Source organism: Bifidobacterium sp. wkB338, assembly GCF_003688325.1.
GTDB classification, from domain to species: Bacteria; Actinomycetota; Actinomycetes; order Actinomycetales; family Bifidobacteriaceae; genus Bombiscardovia; species Bombiscardovia polysaccharolytica.
Genome location: NZ_NPOR01000011.1, coordinates 324,880 through 341,369 on the forward strand (window position 1 = coordinate 324,880; position 16,490 = coordinate 341,369).

Genomic DNA, 16,490 nt, shown 5'->3' on the forward strand with positions numbered 1-16,490 from the left:
GACGGTGTCAATTCTCCTCAGCGTCCAGCAGCACCACTCCCTGGGGCGGATTGCTGTCGATGGCTCCCACGGTCTCGTGCGGCAGGTAGGGCTCCTCCATGGAGGCGATTTCTTCAGGCGTGAGCTCCAAATCCAGCGCAGCCGCAGCGTCGTCAAGATGCCGGGCCTTCGTGGCGCCGATGATTGGTGAAGCGACGCCTTTGGCCCACTGCCAGGCAATGGCTACCCGGGCCATAGGAACGTTGTGTCGCTCTGCCACCCTTTGCACGCGGCCAATAATGGTAAGGTCGTTGTCTTCGGCCCGGTCGTACTTGCCACGCGAGACCTTGTCGGTGGCGCTGCGCAGAGTGTCGGCTGTCCAGGTGGGACGTGTCAGATGGCCGGCGGCCAGAGGGCTGTAGGGCATGAGCGAGACACCCGTCTTTTTGCAGAAGGGTATCAGGTCCTTCTCGTCCTCCCGGTAGAGCAGGTTGTAATGGTTCTCCATGGCGCTGAAGGGGGTCCAACCGTTGTCTTGGGCGACTTTCTGCATGTCCTGAAATTGGCTGGTATACATGGCTGAGGCCCCCAGCGCCCGCACCTTGCCGGCCTGAACCAGATCGTTCAGTGCTTCCATGGTCTCTTCGATGGGAGTTTCATAGTCGAATCTGTGGATGATATAGAGGTCCAGGTAGTCGGTGCCCAGCCGCTTGAGCGTCCCCTCGATCTCCCGATGGATGGCCTTGGACGAAAGGCGCCCCTCATTGAAATAGACCTTGGATGCAATGACCACCCGCTCGCGGCTTGTATGCTTTCTAAGCGCCTTTCCCAAGTACTCCTCACTGGTTCCAGCGGAGTAGCCGTTGGCCGTATCGAAGAAGGTGATGCCCAGATCGAGTGCGTGCGCAACGACCGCGTCAGTCCCCTCCTCGTTCAGTGTCCAGTCGTGCATGGTGCCTGGTTTGCCGAAGCTCATACACCCCACGCAGATCTTCGATATGTTGATGCCCGTTTCGCCTAGTTGTGTGTACTGCATTTAAGCCCCTTCCTTGGCCTTCCTTGGTGCAGATGCAATCATGCTAGCAAGTTCGAGTCGGTGGAAGTCTACTTCTTTGGTTTGGGCAGTGAGCAAAGACAGAGAAAAGGTCGTCTGAGCCTTTTATCGATGACCTGTTATGAACCGTAACAAGCAGTATAAGAAGGTAAAGAGCTTGAATGTGAGTGAATGCAGTCATTATTGATGGCAAGGGTTGGGCTTTGGGCTTGATACTTGCCCAGTTGAATGTGTGTAATGACCTTTTGGGCGAGCGAAGACAAGTGGACACTGGCCTTGGGATCCTCTGCGCGTCCGTCCTTTTGCTTTGTCAAGTGCTCAAGAATGCGTCGATACCGGTTGCTTTATTTTCTGAGAGTAGTTTTGGGGTCAGCCAGTCCTCAACCTTGCAGTCTCGAGTCTTGTTAACGGTGAAATTGAATACCGAATATAACTGCCTCAACAGGTCGTGACTGATGTTCATTTATGCACGTGGGTCATATACGTACTTTGTTCTTTGGAATAGGTGCGATCCGAGCAATGCGGGCAGGCTAGTCGCCAACTGGATATGTCATTATTCTCCATTGATATAATTGATGTAACAGTTGAAGCTAACCTTTAACGAAGAGGGCTCACGTGGCAAGAAGAACTGATATGAGCTGCGTTGCTTTTTCACATTTGTTGCGTTTCAAACGCTCGCATTATCCTTATTCCGATAGGTACCTTAGCGAGGTAAACAATTCGCCGGACACGCATACAAGAACAGAAAAACAGCATATGGTGCACTGGTTTGCAGACAACGCAACCCATGGATCAGGCGCCTATTCCCGGCAGAAGCCGAATAACAGCGCCAAAAGATGTTTCAACAAATTGGAGAACGCTGCGTCCCTGTTGTGGATTGCCGAGGCGGTTGGCATTGAAGAGCCGGTTGTAGCAGCAGCTTTCGAGGCTGCAAGGCAGGCGGGAGACTATCGCCGGGCTTGTGGCGCGATCCGCAAGATTATTACCTGGTCCATGATTATCGAATCCTTGTAATGATATCGACGTAGATCAAATATACTTTTTATTAAGTGCCATAAGTATTCAGTTTTCAATGCAGACTGCTTAGAGCAAGGGTTGTTTTTAACACAGGTTTGGAAAGAGAAAGTTGTATATGCCTGAGATTGTTTGTCCCAAATGCGGAACCGCATTCACTATTGACGAGGCCGGATATGCCGATATCCTGAAGCAGGTTCGTGACAAGGATTTTGACAGGCAGCTTCATGAACGGCTTGAGCAGGCCAAAAGGGAGAATAGCAAGATTCGTGAACTGGACCAGGCGCAGGCCGAGCAGACGCTGCAGAAGACCAAAAGTGCTAAGGACGCCCAGATACAGGAGCTGCAGGCAAAGCTGGAATCCGAGCAGGCTGCAAAGGAATTGGCTGTTTCAGAAGCCTTGAGGAAGGTCGAGAAAGAGAAAGACGATCTGAGCGCCAAGCTGGACAAGGCCGAGTCGGAGAAGCAGCAGGCGCTCGATTTGGCAGAGGCCAATTCCAAGAGCGAGCTGCAGAAGGCGGCTGCAGATAAAGATGCCGAGATCGTCAAATTGCAGAATCAACTGGATGCTTTTGAGTTGCAGAAGAAGCAGGAGCTTGCCCAAGCGCTGAGTCCGGTGGAGAAGGAGCGTGATGATTTCAAGGGCAGGCTTGAGAGGCTGCAGCTTCAGAAGGAATCGGAGGAGAAGCTCTCCAAGGAGCAGCTGAAGTCGCAGCTGCAGGCGGTTGTCGCAGACAAGGATTCCGAGATAGCGGAGCTGAAGAGCAGTCTGGACAAGGCGGAGCTGCAGAGCAAGGTCGAGGCCAAGTCCCTCAAGGAGCGTTACGAGGTCCAGATCCAGGATCGTGACGAGCAGATTGAGCGGCTGCGTGATCTGAAGGCGAAGCTGTCCACCAAGATGGTGGGAGAGACGCTTGAGCAGCATTGTCAGATCGAGTTCAACAAGCTGCGATCCACGGCCTTCCCTCATGCCTACTTCGAGAAGGACAACGATGCCAGGACGGGCAGCAAGGGCGACTTCATCTTCCGCGACTGGGATGATTCCGGCACGGAGATCGTGTCCATCATGTTCGAAATGAAGAATGAGATGGACACCACATCCACCAAGCACAAGAACGAGGACTTTTTCAAGGAGCTCGACAAGGACAGGCATGAGAAGCATTGCGAATACGCCATCATGGTCTCCCTGCTGGAGCCTGACAGCGACCTGTACAACACGGGTATCGTGGATGTCTCCTATCGCTACCCGAAAATGTATGTTGTTCGTCCGCAGTTCTTCATTCCGATAATCACCCTGCTTCGTGATGCCGCCAAGAACTCTCTGCAATACAAGAATGAACTTGAAGAGGTGAAGGCACAGAACATCGATATAACGCATTTCGAGGAAGAGCTGGATTCCTTCAAGAGTGCTTTTGGCCGCAATTACGATATTGCTTCTAAGAAGTTCAAGACCGCAGTGGAGGAGATCGACAAATCCATTAATCACCTGAACAAGATCAAGGACGCCCTGCTGGGTTCTGAAAACCAGCTTCGTCTGGCCAACAACAAGGCGCAGGATGTGACCATACGAAGACTGACCAGAAACAATGAGACGATGAAAGCCAAATTCGACGAAATAAAGAAGTCCAAAGCAATAGGAGACTGAGACTATGAACGGTGCAGTCATGTAAGGTGATGGACGTAAACGGCTATCTCTGACTTTGTGGTTGGGTCGTCCATCGTCCGTCCATATTTGACTGCACCATACTGGCCAGTGTTCCGAACGGCCGCAAATACGCTGAGACAGAAAAACGATATAAAGAAATAAAGGCTCAGAATCCAAACGATTCCGAGCCTTATTGGTAGCGGGGTCAGGATTTGAACCTGAGACCTCTGGGTTATGAGCCCAGCGAGCTACCGAACTGCTCCACCCCGCGTCGGCTGTTCAACACAGCAGTTATCTATGTTACGGATTCCAGCGCGCTTGTCAAGTCCGTGTGTGGGAAGGCCTACGCTGGGCCATAATGGAGTCATGCCTATCACCATCCCCACCGGATTGCCGGCCAGATCCATCCTCGATTCGGAGCGTATCTTCGCCCTGGAGAGCCACGAGGCGGAGCGCCAGGAGATGCGTCCGCTCAGGCTGGTCATCCTCAATCTGATGCCTACCAAGGTGGAGACTGAAACCCAGCTGCTGCGGCTGATCTCCAAGTCACCGCTTCAGGTGGAGATCGACTTCATGAAGACCTCCACTCATCAGGCTGTGCACACCAGTATGGATCACTTGGTCAAGTTCTACGAGAATCTGGATTCCTTCAAGGACAACTGTTATGACGGTCTTGTCGTGACGGGTGCCCCAGTGGAGCAGATGGACTTCGAGCAGGTCGACTACTGGGAGGAGCTGACCCGCATTCTGGACTGGTCGTCCACCCACGTTTTCTCCACTATGTATCTGTGCTGGGGGGCCATGGCCGGGCTCTACTACCGTCACGGCATCGCCAAGCGCAACCTGGATCGCAAGGTCTTCGGGGTCTTCCCCCAGTACCTGCAAGACGAGTACTGCTTCATCACCAATGGCTTCGACGAGATTGCCCTGCAGCCCCACTCCCGCTGGGCCGGGGTGGACGAGGGCCAAGTGCGGGCCTGTCCTGATCTGCAAGTGCTGACCTGGGGTCCTCAGTCAGGGCCAGGGCTTATCAGCACCCAGGATTTCTCAGAGATCTTCGTGCTGGGCCACTGGGAGTATGACCGTGACACTCTCGCTCACGAGTACCAGCGTGACATGGCCAAGGGCCTGGACCAGGTGCCTTTCCCGGTCAACTACTACCCACATGACGATCCCGCACTGGAGCCGGTCTTCTCCTGGCGGGCCCACGCTAACCTGCTCTGGCGCAACTGGCTGAACTGGGTATACGAGACCACTCCTTACGATCTGGACCAGGTGCCGACTCTGCGGGCGGCGGGCCAACTAGGCACCGACCGAACCATCAGACACGCTCCTGGATGTCCACGCACTGATGGGTATCGTCCCTTGGCAGGTGACGGATATGGTCTTATTCCTGGCGTTGTTAATAGTTGATGACGTTTGGATTAAATTCGTTATCAACCCGTCCACACCGCGGGGCGGATTCGACCTGTGGCCACTATCTGTGACACACTGGATGAATCCATGGTTACCGTGGCTCTTGGTGTGGGCTACACTACCGATACGGTGCTGCCATGAGTCGCATACGCGCTATAGTGTTCACTGTGTCGTTCAGGAGGCGATAGATGCTAGAGGCAATGGGAAGTGAAGCTTTCAGTCTGGCCATGGCCAAGCCGAGCGAGCTACCCACCATCGAAGATTTCCTGCCTCCTGAGATTCTTTTCCAGGGAACGCCCTTCGCCATGAACAGGATCATCCTGATCAGGTTCGTGGCCATGGTCATCATCCTTCTGGTGCTGGGAATCACGGCCGCCAGGGCCAAGCTGATCCCCTCCCGTTGGCAGGGGGCTATTGAATGGGTCATTGAGTTCATCCGCGACTCAGTCGTCTACGACACCCTGGGCGAGATTCGGGGCAAGCGTTACGTGCCCATGATTACGACCATCTTCCTGACTATCCTGGTCTTCAACCTCTGCGGCATCGTGCCGGGCATGAACATCGCGGCAACAGCGACCATCACCATGCCTTTGGTGTTCGCCATCTGGACTTTCTGCCAGTACATGGTGACGGGATTCCGGGAGCAGGGTGTCTGGGGCTATTTCAAATCGGAGCTCTTCCCGGCTGGAGTGCCCTGGCCTCTCTATATCATTCTGACGCCCATCCAGCTGCTGGAGATGGTGATTGTCAAGCCGGCCTCCCTGACCATTCGACTCTTTGCCAACATGATCGCCGGCCATCTGCTGGTGGCTGTCAGCCTGGCCTTCACGCAGTTCTACATCATTGAGGCCAGCAACAAGCTCTTGGCCCTGGCTGGTGTGGGCTGGTTCGTTCTGGGCTTTGCCCTGACTGCCTTTGAAATCTTTGTGGCGGCCCTTCAGGCCTATATCTTCGCCATCCTGACCACGGTCTACATCTCCATGAGTTACCCTGAGGAAGGTTGAGCGGAAAAGAAAAGCCGCGGTCGGCGCTTCAGGCGGTCGCAGCCCACATATTCGTCGGTTCCGACCAGTAGACGGGGGTCGGGGCTGAACCACAATCCAAGAACCGGCAACGGTGGAGGAAAGGAAAATAAATGGACATCATCACACTTGCTGAGGTCTCCGGCAATCTGAGCATCCTGGGTTACGGCATCGCAGCTCTCGGCCCCGCGCTGGGTCTGGGCATCGCCGTCGGCAAGACCGTCGAGAGTATGGCTCGCCAGCCTGAGATCAGCGGACAGCTGCGCACCACCATGTTCATCGGCCTGGCTCTGATCGAGGTGCTGGCCCTGCTGGGCTTCGTGGCGCTCTTCATCGCCTGAGCCGTGCGATTCTTGCATGATCCGGCTTCGATAAGGGAAAGGAGGAGCCAATGTACGCTCTAGCGGCAGGCAAGGGGATTCAGCTATTCATCCCCCAGATCTATGACATTGTGTGGTCGCTGGTCATCCTGGTCATCCTGGCCGTCTTCTTCTACAAGTTCTTCATGCCCAAGTTCCAGGCCATCTTCGATGAGCGCTCGTCCAAGATTGAGGGCAACATCCAGAAGGCCGCCAAGGCTCGTGAAGAGGCGGATCAGGCCCGCAAGCAGTATCAGGATCAGCTGAGCAAGGCTCGTGTGGAGGCATCCCAGATCCGGGATGACGCCCGCGCTGAGGCCTCGAGGATCGTGGCGGATGCCAGGACCCGTGCAGAGACCGAGGCCAACCAGATTACCGAGAACGCCCAAAGATCCCTCAAGTCCCAGCAGCAGCAGGCCTTGGTCTCGCTCAAGGGCGAGGTGGGCACGCTGGCTACGGCTCTTGCCGGCAAAATCCTGGGATCGCAGCTTCAGGATGATGCCGTGCAGTCCTCCATGATCGACTCGATTATCGCGGACCAGGGCGGACAGTCCTCGGACAAGCGGCAGGCATGATGACTGATTGGCGGACGACGGGCGCGCCCGTCTCGCGAAAGGGGAGGTGACATGCGAGGAGAGACTTCGCTGAGCTCCGACAAGGAGACCAGGGCCAAGTATGCCCCTTTGCTGAAGAGCAAGGGAAAGGATGCCCTCCGCGTGGCTATGGAGCTCTATACCTTCGTGGCCCTGCTTGATGCCAACAGGCCCTTGGAGCGTGCGCTGACCGACCCCTCCCGTCCAGCTGAGGACAAGTGGCAGGTGATCGACACCATCCTGGCTGACAAGGCCGATCCGCTGACCGTGGATATCCTCCATGATCTGACTGATCATCAGTGGAGCCGTGTGGTGCACATCGCCAACGCGGCCGAGGACATGTCGGTGGATGCCACCGCCTATTACGCCGACGCCTTGGGCATCACCAACCAGGTGGCCGGCGAGCTGGCTGAGATTCATTCGGCCCTGCTGGGTATGCCTCTTGTGCTCTTCCGGCTCTCGGATGAATACAGCGATTCCAGATCTCGAGCCGACCTGCTCAGGGCGCTCCTGGCCGGGCAGCATATGCATCCGGTCACCGAACAGATGGCCCTGAACGCCACCATCGATCTGCGCGGACGGCGCTTCCCTGACACTATTGTTTGGTTGGTGGACCGCTTCTCCGAGCACATGGATCAGGTCATGGTCACCGTCACTACGGCGGTCTCCATGAAAGACGAGCAGGTCAGTCGTCTGCAGGATGCCTACGGGCGCAAGCTGGGCAAGCCGGTCCACATCAACTCGGTGGTCGATCCCTCGGTCCTGGGCGGCATGAAGGTCCAGTACGGCTCGGTCTCCACCGACGGCACGGTGGCCACCCAGCTGAAGCACCTGCGGCGGCGGATGGCCGTGGCAGGATGAGCGGAGAACCGACAGACTTGAACAAGAACAGAAATAAGGAGTGATCATGGCAGAAATGACCATTGATCCCGCCGTGGTGCGCAAGGCGCTCGACCAGTTCGTCGAGTCCTACAAGCCGACGGACACCCCCACCCAGGAGGTGGGCTACGTCCGTACGGCCGGTGATGGCATTGCGCATGTGGAGGGACTGCCTGGTTGCATGGCCAACGAGCTGCTGACCTTTGAGGATGGCACGCTGGGTCTGGCCTTCAACCTGGACGCCCGAGAGATCGGCGTGGTCATCCTGGGCGACTTCGCAGGCGTCGAAGAAGGCCAGGAAGTCCACAGGACCGGCGAGGTGCTGTCAGTGCCCGTTGGTGACGGCTATCTGGGGCGTACGGTCAACCCCTTGGGCGAGCCGATTGACGGCCTGGGCGAAATCAAAAGCGAGGGCCGCAGAATTCTGGAGGCGCAGGCCCCCGACGTCATGCACCGGCATCCCGTCGACGAGCCCTTGGCAACCGGCATCAAGGCCATCGACGCCATGACACCCATCGGACGCGGCCAGCGTCAGCTGATTATCGGCGACCGGCAGACCGGCAAGACGGCCATTGCCATCGACACCATCATCAACCAGAAGCGCAACTGGGAGTCCGGAGACCCCAAGAAGCAGGTGCGGTGCATCTATGTGGCCATTGGCCAGAAGGGCACCACCATTGCCTCGGTCCGTTCCTCTCTGGAAGAGGCCGGCGCCATGGAGTACACCACCATCGTGGCCTCCCCGGCTTCCGACTCTGCAGGTTTCAAGTACATAGCCCCCTACACCGGTTCGGCCATCGGCCAGCACTGGATGTACGGCGGCAAGCACGTTCTGATCGTCTTTGACGACCTGAGCAAGCAGGCCGAGGCCTACCGGTCCATCTCCCTGCTGCTGCGTCGTCCGCCGGGGCGTGAGGCTTATCCTGGTGACGTCTTCTACCTGCATTCGCGTCTGCTGGAGCGCTGTGCCAAGCTTTCCGATGACCTGGGCGGTGGATCCATGACCGGTCTGCCCATCATTGAGACCAAGGCCAACGACGTCTCGGCCTACATTCCGACCAACGTGATCTCCATCACCGACGGCCAGATCTTCCTGCAGTCCGATCTGTTCAATGCCAATCAGCGTCCTGCTGTGGACGTGGGCATCTCCGTCTCCCGCGTGGGCGGCGCCGCACAGACCAAGGCTCTGAAGAAAGTCTCCTCGACTCTGAAGATCTCTCTGGCCCAGTACCGCTCCCTGCAGTCCTTCGCTATGTTCGCCTCGGATCTGGATGCGGCCTCCAAGGCCCAGTTGACCCGCGGCGCCAGGCTGACCGAGCTGCTCAAGCAGCCTCAGTTCACGCCTTACTCCATGGAGAAGCAGGTCGTCTCGGTCTGGGTGGGCACCCATGGCAAGCTGGATGATTTGGACCTGGAGGACGTGTTGCCCTTCGAGTCCGGGCTCCTGGACTACCTGGATCACAACACCGACATCCTCAAGACCATCCGCGACACGGAGGACTTCACCGACGATACCGAAAAGGCCCTGGACAAGGCCGTGGACGAGTTCGCCAAGACCTTTGTGACCCACAAGGGTCAGACTCTGGACGGCCACAAGGCCGATCAGGATCAGGAGCAGCCGGTGGCCGTCCAGCAGGAGAAGCTGGTGGCCGACGGCAAGAGTGGCAGCAAGGCCGGGAAGCGGTAGACCATGGCCTCACAACTCGCATTCAAGTCAAGGATCGCCTCCACTTCGGCATTGGAGAAGATCTTCAATGCCCAGGAGATGATAGCCTCCTCGCATATCGCCAAGGCCAGGACCGTGGCCTTGGAAGCGAAGCCTTACTCTGATGCGATCTTCGATGCAGTCCAGGCCCTGGTGGCCCACACGGACGACATCCGTCACCCCATTGTCAGGAAGGACGAGAAGAACCCGCGGGTGGCTGTGCTGGCGCTGACGGCCGACCGCGGCATGGCTGGGGCCTATACCTCCTCGGTCATCCGCGAGACTGAGTCTCTGCTGGCCCGCCTGGACCAGCAGGGCCGACAGCCCCAGCTCTTCGTCTACGGTCGCCGTGGCGTCTCCTACTACCGTTACCGAAACCGCAGCATCGTCAAGACCTGGGAAGGCGACAGCGATCGGCCCGGTGTGGATGTAGCCAGGGAGATCTCCCAGGCGCTGCTGGAAACCTACATGACTCCAGCGGCCAAGGGGGGCGTTTCCGAGCTCTACATCGTCTTCACTGAATTCATCAACATGGTGGTGCAGGAGGTTCGGGTGCTGCGCATGCTGCCCCTTGAGCTGATCAGGCCTGACCAGGAGCAGCCTGAGGAGGCCATTGATGCCCCCGTGCCGGACGACGAGCATGGACGCCAGGGCGACCGCTATGCGGCCCTCTATGATTTCGAGCCCAGTGCCCAGGAGGTGCTGGATGCCGTTCTGCCCAAGTACATTCAGTCGCGCATCCATGAATGCCTGCTCACCTCGGCCGCCTCGGAGACCGCCAGCAGACAGAACGCCATGCACACCGCCACTGATAACGCCAAGGGGCTGATCGACGACCTGACGCGCAAGCTCAATGCCACCCGTCAGGCGGCCATCACGCAGGAACTTACCGAGATCGTCGGCAGCGCCGATGCGCTCAACAAAGAGGAAGAGTAGGAACGCCAATGGTTGCACAGCAAGAACAGCCGACCACAGCGAGCCACAAGCCGGATTCGGCCTCCAAGGGGCGCGTCACCCGAGTCCAGGGTTCGGTCATCGATGTGGAGTTCCCGGCAGGTCATCTGCCGGACATCTACAATGCCCTGACCGTGAATCTGAGCAAGTCTTCGGACACCGAGGGCGAGTCGCTGACCACCATCATGCTGGAGGTGGAGCAGCACCTGGGCGATTCAACGGTTCGCACCGTGGCCTTGAAGCCCACCGACGGCTTGGTCCGCGGCGCCACCGTCACCGACACGGGCGGGCCCATCACGGTGCCCGTGGGCGACGTGACCAAGGGGCACGTCTTCGACGTGGCCGGCAATATCCTCAACAAGAAGGAGGGTGAGCAGATCAAGGTCACCGAGCGGTGGCCCATTCATCGCAACCCGCCTGCCTTCGACCAACTGGAGTCCAAGACCCAGATGTTCGAAACCGGCATCAAGGTCATCGACCTGCTGACTCCCTACGTGGAGGGTGGCAAGATCGGCTTGTTCGGCGGCGCAGGCGTGGGCAAGACCGTGCTCATCCAGGAGATGATCCAGCGCGTGGCGCAGAACCACGGCGGTGTCTCCGTCTTCGCAGGCGTCGGCGAGCGTACCCGTGAGGGCAACGATCTGATCGGCGAGATGGACGAGGCCGGCGTGCTGGAGAAGACTGCACTGGTCTTCGGACAGATGGATGAGCCCCCGGGGACCCGTCTGCGCGTGCCTCTGACCGCCCTGACCATGTCGGAGTACTTCCGCGACGTGGAGAATCAGGATGTGCTGCTCTTCATCGACAACATCTTCCGATTCACCCAGGCCGGCTCCGAGGTCTCCACCCTGCTGGGCCGCATGCCTTCGGCCGTGGGCTACCAGCCCAATCTGGCCGACGAGATGGGTGCCCTGCAGGAGAGGATTACCTCCACTCGTGGTCATTCGATCACCTCCCTGCAGGCCATCTACGTGCCGGCCGATGATTACACTGACCCGGCCCCGGCCACCACTTTCGCCCACTTGGACGCCACCACCGAGCTCAGCCGTGACATCGCCTCCCAGGGCATCTACCCGGCTGTGGACCCGCTGGCATCCACCTCCAGGATTCTGGACCCGCGCTATGTGGGACAGGCCCACTACGACTGCGCCAACCGGGTCAAGGCCATCCTGCAGAGGAACAAGGAGCTTCAGGACATCATCGCTCTGATTGGCATCGACGAGCTGGGCGAGGAAGACAAGACCACCGTCAACCGCGCCCGCAAGATCGAGCAGTTCCTGGGCCAGAACTTCTATGTGGCCGAAAAGTTCACCGGCCGCAAGGGTTCCTACGTGCCTGCGGACGAGACCATCGAGGCCTTCACCCGGATCTGTGACGGCGCCTACGACGACGTGCCCGAGCAGGCATTCTCCGGCATCGGCGGCATCGACGACCTTGAACACAAGTGGCACGATATGCAGAAGGAATACCGGTAGTCATGGCGGACACGGGCAAGGCCTCCATGCAGGTCAACATCGTCTCGGCAGACAGGCCCATCTGGTCGGGCCAGGCGCGGTCGGTCACCGTGCCCGGCACCCAGGGGTCCATGGGCATCATGCCTGACCACGAGCCGGTGCTGGCCCTGCTCCAGGAGGGCAACATCCGGGTTCAGGCCACCGATGGCGGTCGTCAGTCCTTCCATGTGGACAGCGGATTCGCCTCCTTCGACAGCAACAAGCTGACTGTGGCCGTGGACCACTACCTGGAGGACGCTGATCAGGGCCAAAAGTCCTGACTTCCTTCCTTTTATACCCGGCTGGTGCACTTGCATCGGCCGGGCTTTTCTTTTCCGCCCGGAGCAGCGACTGATATATTGGCACCTGTGCGAATCATTGTTGCCGACTGCTCCGCCGAATACTCCGGGCGTCTCAATGCCAGCCTGCCGCCGGCCAGACGCGTCCTGTTGATCAAGGCCGACATGAGCTGTCTGATCTTTTCGGAGCTGGGCTCCTACAAGCCACTGAACTGGATGTGCGCCCCCTGTACCATCAGGGAAATCGAACCCGAAGAGGCAAGCCAGGACGGCGTGAGCGTCAAGTCTGGTTCCGTGGCTGGAACCGGTCCGGATGAGGTAGCTGAAGCCGCCGCGCCCGATGCGCTGATTGCCCAGGAGCAGGATCAGGACCAGTCTCGGCATGTACGCAAGGTTTTGCGCGTTTCGGCTGTCAAATCCAGCGATGTGCTCACCATCAGGCTCTACCAGGTATATGCCGACGACAGCTACGACCTGGGAGAGGATCCGGGATTGGTCAAGGATGGCGTGGAAGCGCATCTGCAGCGCTATTTGGCCGAACAGATCGACCGGATCGGCCCAGGAGCCACCCTGGTTCGCCGGGAGTATCCCACGCCCATCGGCCCGGTGGACATCATGGCCGTGGACGGCCAGGGACGGCATGTAGCCATTGAGATCAAGCGGCACGGCGGCATTGACGGGGTGGAGCAGCTGACCCGCTACTGCCGCCTGCTCAACCGCGACCCTCTGCTGGCCCCTGTCCGCGGGATCTTCGCTGCTCAGACCATCACCCCCCAGGCCAGGGTTCTTGCCGAGGACAGGGGATTCGAGTGCCTAATCCTGGACTACGAGGCCATGAAGGGCGCTGACAGCGACGAACTGACCCTCTTCTAAGCCAGTTTTCGGTCTTAAACAACATGTATGTAAGATAGCTCACATATATTCTCGCTTAGATCTGCAGGACTTGAAAGGCTACTAGATATTGGGGTTTATGGCCTGACACGCCACTACAGGTGGTATTGTGCCAGCGCCTGGGAGTGTGTAGAGTGCAATCATCAGGTTCCGAGCAGAGGGCTATAGAGCTTGGAACACCACGGCTACATTTAAGGGAGAGGCGATCATGTCCATCACGGTCTACACCAAGGCGCACTGTCCCCAGTGTGATGCCACCAAGCGTCAGTTGACCAAGCAGGGGCTGGAGTTCGAGCAGGTGGATTTGACCGAGGATCAGACCTTGATTGACCAGTTCATCGCCCAGGGATTCAAGCAGACCCCTATCGTAGTCACTGACCAGGAGACGTGGAGCGGGTATCGCCCCGATCTGATCAGGAAGATAGCACAGAGCGCCAAGGTCTTTGCCTGATCAAAGCACTCGGAGCCCGGTTCACGAATATGTGGACCGGGCTTTTTTGATAGTTTGGCGAGCAGTCGGGGCAGTGAAAATCATCTTGTATGCCTACTTGGTTAGTAGGTGTTGGGTAGGCGAGTAATTGGCTGATTATTGTTCTGCAAGTGCTTAATGAGTTGGCCTTGTTTGATTTGGCACTGTTCGGTTGATAGGTATTGCAATGACAGAGCGATCATCTGTCGTCTGTGGAGTGTACCGGTCGATCAGCCTTTGCGGGCTAAGGCCATCTCATTCCTGCCGTTCGGCTGCGGCATGGATACGAATCACCGTTCAAGTTGCTGTGAGAGCGGATGATAACGCGGTATCCGGTATTCGTATATCGAAAAGCAAAGGAAAACGGTTCGTCTTCTCTAGGATTGGCGACTATATGCCGCAGTCGGCGGGAAGCGAGCGGAAAGCAGTGAAGAGGAGACGATGAACAGGACTCAAGCGAGTAGGGAGGTGAGGGTATGAATTGGACTTTTATGGCGCAGAATCTGCACTTCTTCGTCAATGCAGCCTATGTCACGGTCTTCATCTCCTTCTTTGGCGTGGTGTTTTCCATGCTGATCGGGCTGGTCTGCGCCGGGCTGGAGGTCTTCAGGGTCCCTCTGCTCTCGCAGGTGGCCAGGATATACATCGAACTGTCGAGAAACACCCCGCTCCTGGTTCAGCTCTACTTCCTCTACTTCGGGTTGCCCAAGCTCGGGGTCAATTGGAGCGCCCAGACCTGCGCCATCGTCGGGCTGGCCTTCCTGGGCGGCTCCTATATGGCCGAAGCCATGCGTGGGGGACTGGAGGCGGTGCCTCGAGTGCAGATCGAGTCAGCCCGCGTTCTGGGATTCACCCGAGGCCAGACCCTGTCCAGGATCGTGCTGCCTCAGGCCTTGAGCAGCGCCATACCGGGCGTGGTGGCCAACATCATCTTCCTAATCAAGGAATCATCGGTGGTCTCGGCCATCGCTTTGGCCGATGTCATGTATGTCACCAAGGATCTGATGGGTACCTCATACGACACATACGAGTCGTTGACCCTGCTTATCGTCACCTATCTGGTCATACTGCTGCCTATCTCCGTCATCGGAACAATTCTTGAGCGGAGGTTCGACTATGCACGGCGTTGAGGTGCTCTTCCAGCCAGGGGTCATGCCCAGGCTCTTCCAGGGGCTCTGGGTGACCGTTTGGATAGCCGGCGTCTCGGTTCTACTCTCCCTGCCCTTGGGGTTGGTGGTCGGATGGCTGATGACCCTGCGCAACCCCCTGATTCGCTTCCTGATGAGGGTCTATCTGGACTTCATCCGCATCATGCCCCAGCTGGCCCTGCTCTTCATCGCCTTCTATGGGCTGTCCAGGGCATGGAACCTGAATCTTGACGCCACCGGTGCCTGCCTGCTGGTCTTTGTGCTTTGGGGCGGGGCCGAGCTGGGCGATCTGGTCCGCGGGGCCCTGGAGTCCATTCCCCGTACCCAGGTGGAGTCGGCCTACGTGCTGGGACTGGGGTCCTGGCAGACCTTCTCTAGGATCATCCTTCCGCAGGCCCTGCGCCGACTGTTGCCGGCAAGTGTCAACCTGGCCACCAGGATCGTCAAGACCACCTCTCTGGCTGCCCTGCTGGGCGTCATCGAGGTCATCAAGGTCGGCCAGCAGATCATCGATGCCAACCGATTCGCTTATCCTCAAGCAACCTTGTGGATCTACGGGGTGATCTTCTTCATGTATTTCTTCATCTGCTGGCCCCTGTCTCTGGCGGCCCGGCATCTGGAAAAGAGGTGGGCCCATGACTGAGGGGCAAACGAGGGCGAACCAGCCACAAAATGACCAGGAGGAACGGGTGGTGCTGACCGTGGAGCATCTGGTCAAGCAGTATCCGCAGGCGCAGAGCCCTGTGCTCAATGACATCTCATTCCAGGTGCCCAAGGGGAAGGTCTTTGTGGTCCTGGGCCCATCAGGCTCAGGCAAGTCCACCCTGCTGCGGACCATAGCCGGACTGGAGCCCATACAGGGCGGCCGCATCCTTCTGGACGGTCAGGTGGTGGAGACCGGCCACCCCCTGGGCAACCGCAGCGGAGGTCCTGGCGGCCTTATGTCGGGCAGTCGCAGCTCTGACTTGCGCACCAGGATCGGCATGGTCTTCCAGAGCTACGATCTTTTTCCCAATAGGACCGTTCTGGATAACGTGACCTTGGCGCCCGTCCTGGTCCAGAAGCGCAAGCGGGACCAGGCACGTCAGGAGGCTCTGGAATTGCTGGACCGGGTAGGTCTGGCCGACCGCCGGGATGCCTGGCCCAGCCAGCTTTCGGGCGGCCAGCGGCAGAGGGTGGCCATCTGCCGGGCACTCATTCTCCATCCCGAGATCATGCTCTTCGATGAGGTGACGGCTGCTCTGGATCCTGAGATGGTCCGCGAGGTCCTCCAGGTCATTCTGGAACTGGCCGACCAGGGGCTGACCATGATGATCGTCACCCACGAGATGGCTTTCGCCAGGGGCATCGCCGACCACATCGTCCTCCTGGATGGAGGCTCACTGGTTGAGCAGTCCGACGATCCGGAGGCCTTCTTCACTCACCCGGCCAGTGACCGGGCGCAACGCTTCCTGTCCACCTTCACCTATGAGCGCAGGCGGGATCAGGACCAGGATCAGGAGTCCTGATGAGGACTTCGCATATTCGTCCGGTGGTATTCGCCGGAACCGCCTTCAGGGGCGGCCATAGG

17 protein-coding genes and 1 tRNA gene are annotated in these 16,490 nt (G+C 58.3%); 16 read left to right on the plus strand and 2 right to left on the minus strand.

Translation table 11 applies throughout. The features are described from left to right. Nucleotides 1–7: 7 nt before the first annotated feature. Nucleotides 8–1,015 carry an aldo/keto reductase gene (locus CI603_RS02810; protein WP_121912956.1) on the minus strand — a complete coding sequence of 336 codons (1,008 nt, stop codon included), beginning with the start codon at nt 1,013–1,015 and terminating at the stop codon, nt 8–10. A gap of 651 nt (nt 1,016–1,666) precedes the next feature. On the opposite strand from CI603_RS02810, the gene CI603_RS02815 reads away from it, so the two are divergent. After that, nucleotides 1,667–2,047, plus strand: coding sequence for a hypothetical protein (locus tag CI603_RS02815; RefSeq protein ID WP_147438271.1), 381 nt, complete (start codon nt 1,667–1,669; stop codon nt 2,045–2,047). 118 nt (nt 2,048–2,165) lie between these two features. Next, nucleotides 2,166–3,692, plus strand: coding sequence for a DUF2130 domain-containing protein (locus tag CI603_RS02820; RefSeq protein WP_121912958.1), 1,527 nt, complete (start codon nt 2,166–2,168; stop codon nt 3,690–3,692). A gap of 194 nt (nt 3,693–3,886) precedes the next feature. Here the strand turns inward: CI603_RS02820 and CI603_RS02825 are convergent. Then, nucleotides 3,887–3,963: transfer RNA gene (locus tag CI603_RS02825), tRNA-Met, on the minus strand. A 95-nt stretch (nt 3,964–4,058) separates the two neighbouring features. Here CI603_RS02825 and metA point away from each other — a divergent pair. From metA to CI603_RS02895, 14 genes are all read left to right on the plus strand, one after another. Beyond that, a complete protein-coding gene (metA, locus tag CI603_RS02830; protein WP_121912959.1) occupies nt 4,059–5,105 on the plus strand; it encodes a homoserine O-succinyltransferase in 1,047 nt (348 codons plus the stop codon). 191 nt (nt 5,106–5,296) lie between these two features. Beyond that, complete coding sequence (gene atpB / locus CI603_RS02835; protein ID WP_015022487.1) at nt 5,297–6,112, plus strand: F0F1 ATP synthase subunit A; 816 nt, start codon at nt 5,297–5,299, stop codon at nt 6,110–6,112. A gap of 131 nt (nt 6,113–6,243) precedes the next feature. Next, entirely contained in the window at nt 6,244–6,471 is a 228-nt protein-coding gene (gene atpE, locus CI603_RS02840; RefSeq protein WP_015022486.1) for an ATP synthase F0 subunit C, read from the plus strand. A gap of 50 nt (nt 6,472–6,521) precedes the next feature. Further along, nucleotides 6,522–7,064: a F0F1 ATP synthase subunit B gene (locus CI603_RS02845; RefSeq protein ID WP_046323388.1), complete on the plus strand. Its 543-nt coding sequence runs from the start codon at nt 6,522–6,524 to the stop codon at nt 7,062–7,064. Nucleotides 7,065–7,115: 51 nt separating this feature from the next. Beyond that, the gene (locus CI603_RS02850) at nt 7,116–7,943 is read left to right on the plus strand and encodes a F0F1 ATP synthase subunit delta (protein WP_121912960.1); all 828 of its coding nucleotides are present in this window, start codon (nt 7,116–7,118) and stop codon (nt 7,941–7,943) included. Between the two features lie 46 nt (nt 7,944–7,989). Continuing rightward, nucleotides 7,990–9,648 carry a F0F1 ATP synthase subunit alpha gene (gene atpA, locus CI603_RS02855; protein ID WP_046323386.1) on the plus strand — a complete coding sequence of 553 codons (1,659 nt, stop codon included), beginning with the start codon at nt 7,990–7,992 and terminating at the stop codon, nt 9,646–9,648. A 3-nt stretch (nt 9,649–9,651) separates the two neighbouring features. Continuing rightward, complete coding sequence (locus CI603_RS02860) at nt 9,652–10,602, plus strand: F0F1 ATP synthase subunit gamma (RefSeq protein ID WP_046323385.1); 951 nt, start codon at nt 9,652–9,654, stop codon at nt 10,600–10,602. 8 nt (nt 10,603–10,610) lie between these two features. Continuing rightward, nucleotides 10,611–12,095, plus strand: a complete 1,485-nt coding sequence (atpD, locus tag CI603_RS02865) for a F0F1 ATP synthase subunit beta (protein WP_046323384.1) — start codon at nt 10,611–10,613, stop codon at nt 12,093–12,095. Between the two features lie 2 nt (nt 12,096–12,097). Continuing rightward, nucleotides 12,098–12,394, plus strand: a complete 297-nt coding sequence (locus CI603_RS02870; RefSeq protein ID WP_046323383.1) for a F0F1 ATP synthase subunit epsilon — start codon at nt 12,098–12,100, stop codon at nt 12,392–12,394. Nucleotides 12,395–12,481: 87 nt separating this feature from the next. After that, the gene (nucS, locus tag CI603_RS02875) at nt 12,482–13,285 is read left to right on the plus strand and encodes an endonuclease NucS (RefSeq protein ID WP_121912961.1); all 804 of its coding nucleotides are present in this window, start codon (nt 12,482–12,484) and stop codon (nt 13,283–13,285) included. Between the two features lie 226 nt (nt 13,286–13,511). Continuing rightward, nucleotides 13,512–13,754, plus strand: a complete 243-nt coding sequence (nrdH, locus tag CI603_RS02880; RefSeq protein WP_046323381.1) for a glutaredoxin-like protein NrdH — start codon at nt 13,512–13,514, stop codon at nt 13,752–13,754. Between the two features lie 494 nt (nt 13,755–14,248). Continuing rightward, on the plus strand, nt 14,249–14,902 hold the full coding sequence (locus CI603_RS02885) for an amino acid ABC transporter permease (protein WP_046323380.1): 654 nt from the start codon (nt 14,249–14,251) through the stop codon (nt 14,900–14,902). Next, nucleotides 14,889–15,563, plus strand: coding sequence for an amino acid ABC transporter permease (locus tag CI603_RS02890; RefSeq protein ID WP_121912962.1), 675 nt, complete (start codon nt 14,889–14,891; stop codon nt 15,561–15,563). The genes CI603_RS02885 and CI603_RS02890 overlap by 14 nt, the downstream gene beginning before the upstream one ends. Continuing rightward, nucleotides 15,556–16,428, plus strand: a complete 873-nt coding sequence (locus CI603_RS02895; RefSeq protein WP_121912963.1) for an amino acid ABC transporter ATP-binding protein — start codon at nt 15,556–15,558, stop codon at nt 16,426–16,428. Before CI603_RS02890 ends, CI603_RS02895 begins: the two co-directional genes overlap by 8 nt. Nucleotides 16,429–16,490 lie beyond the last annotated feature (62 nt).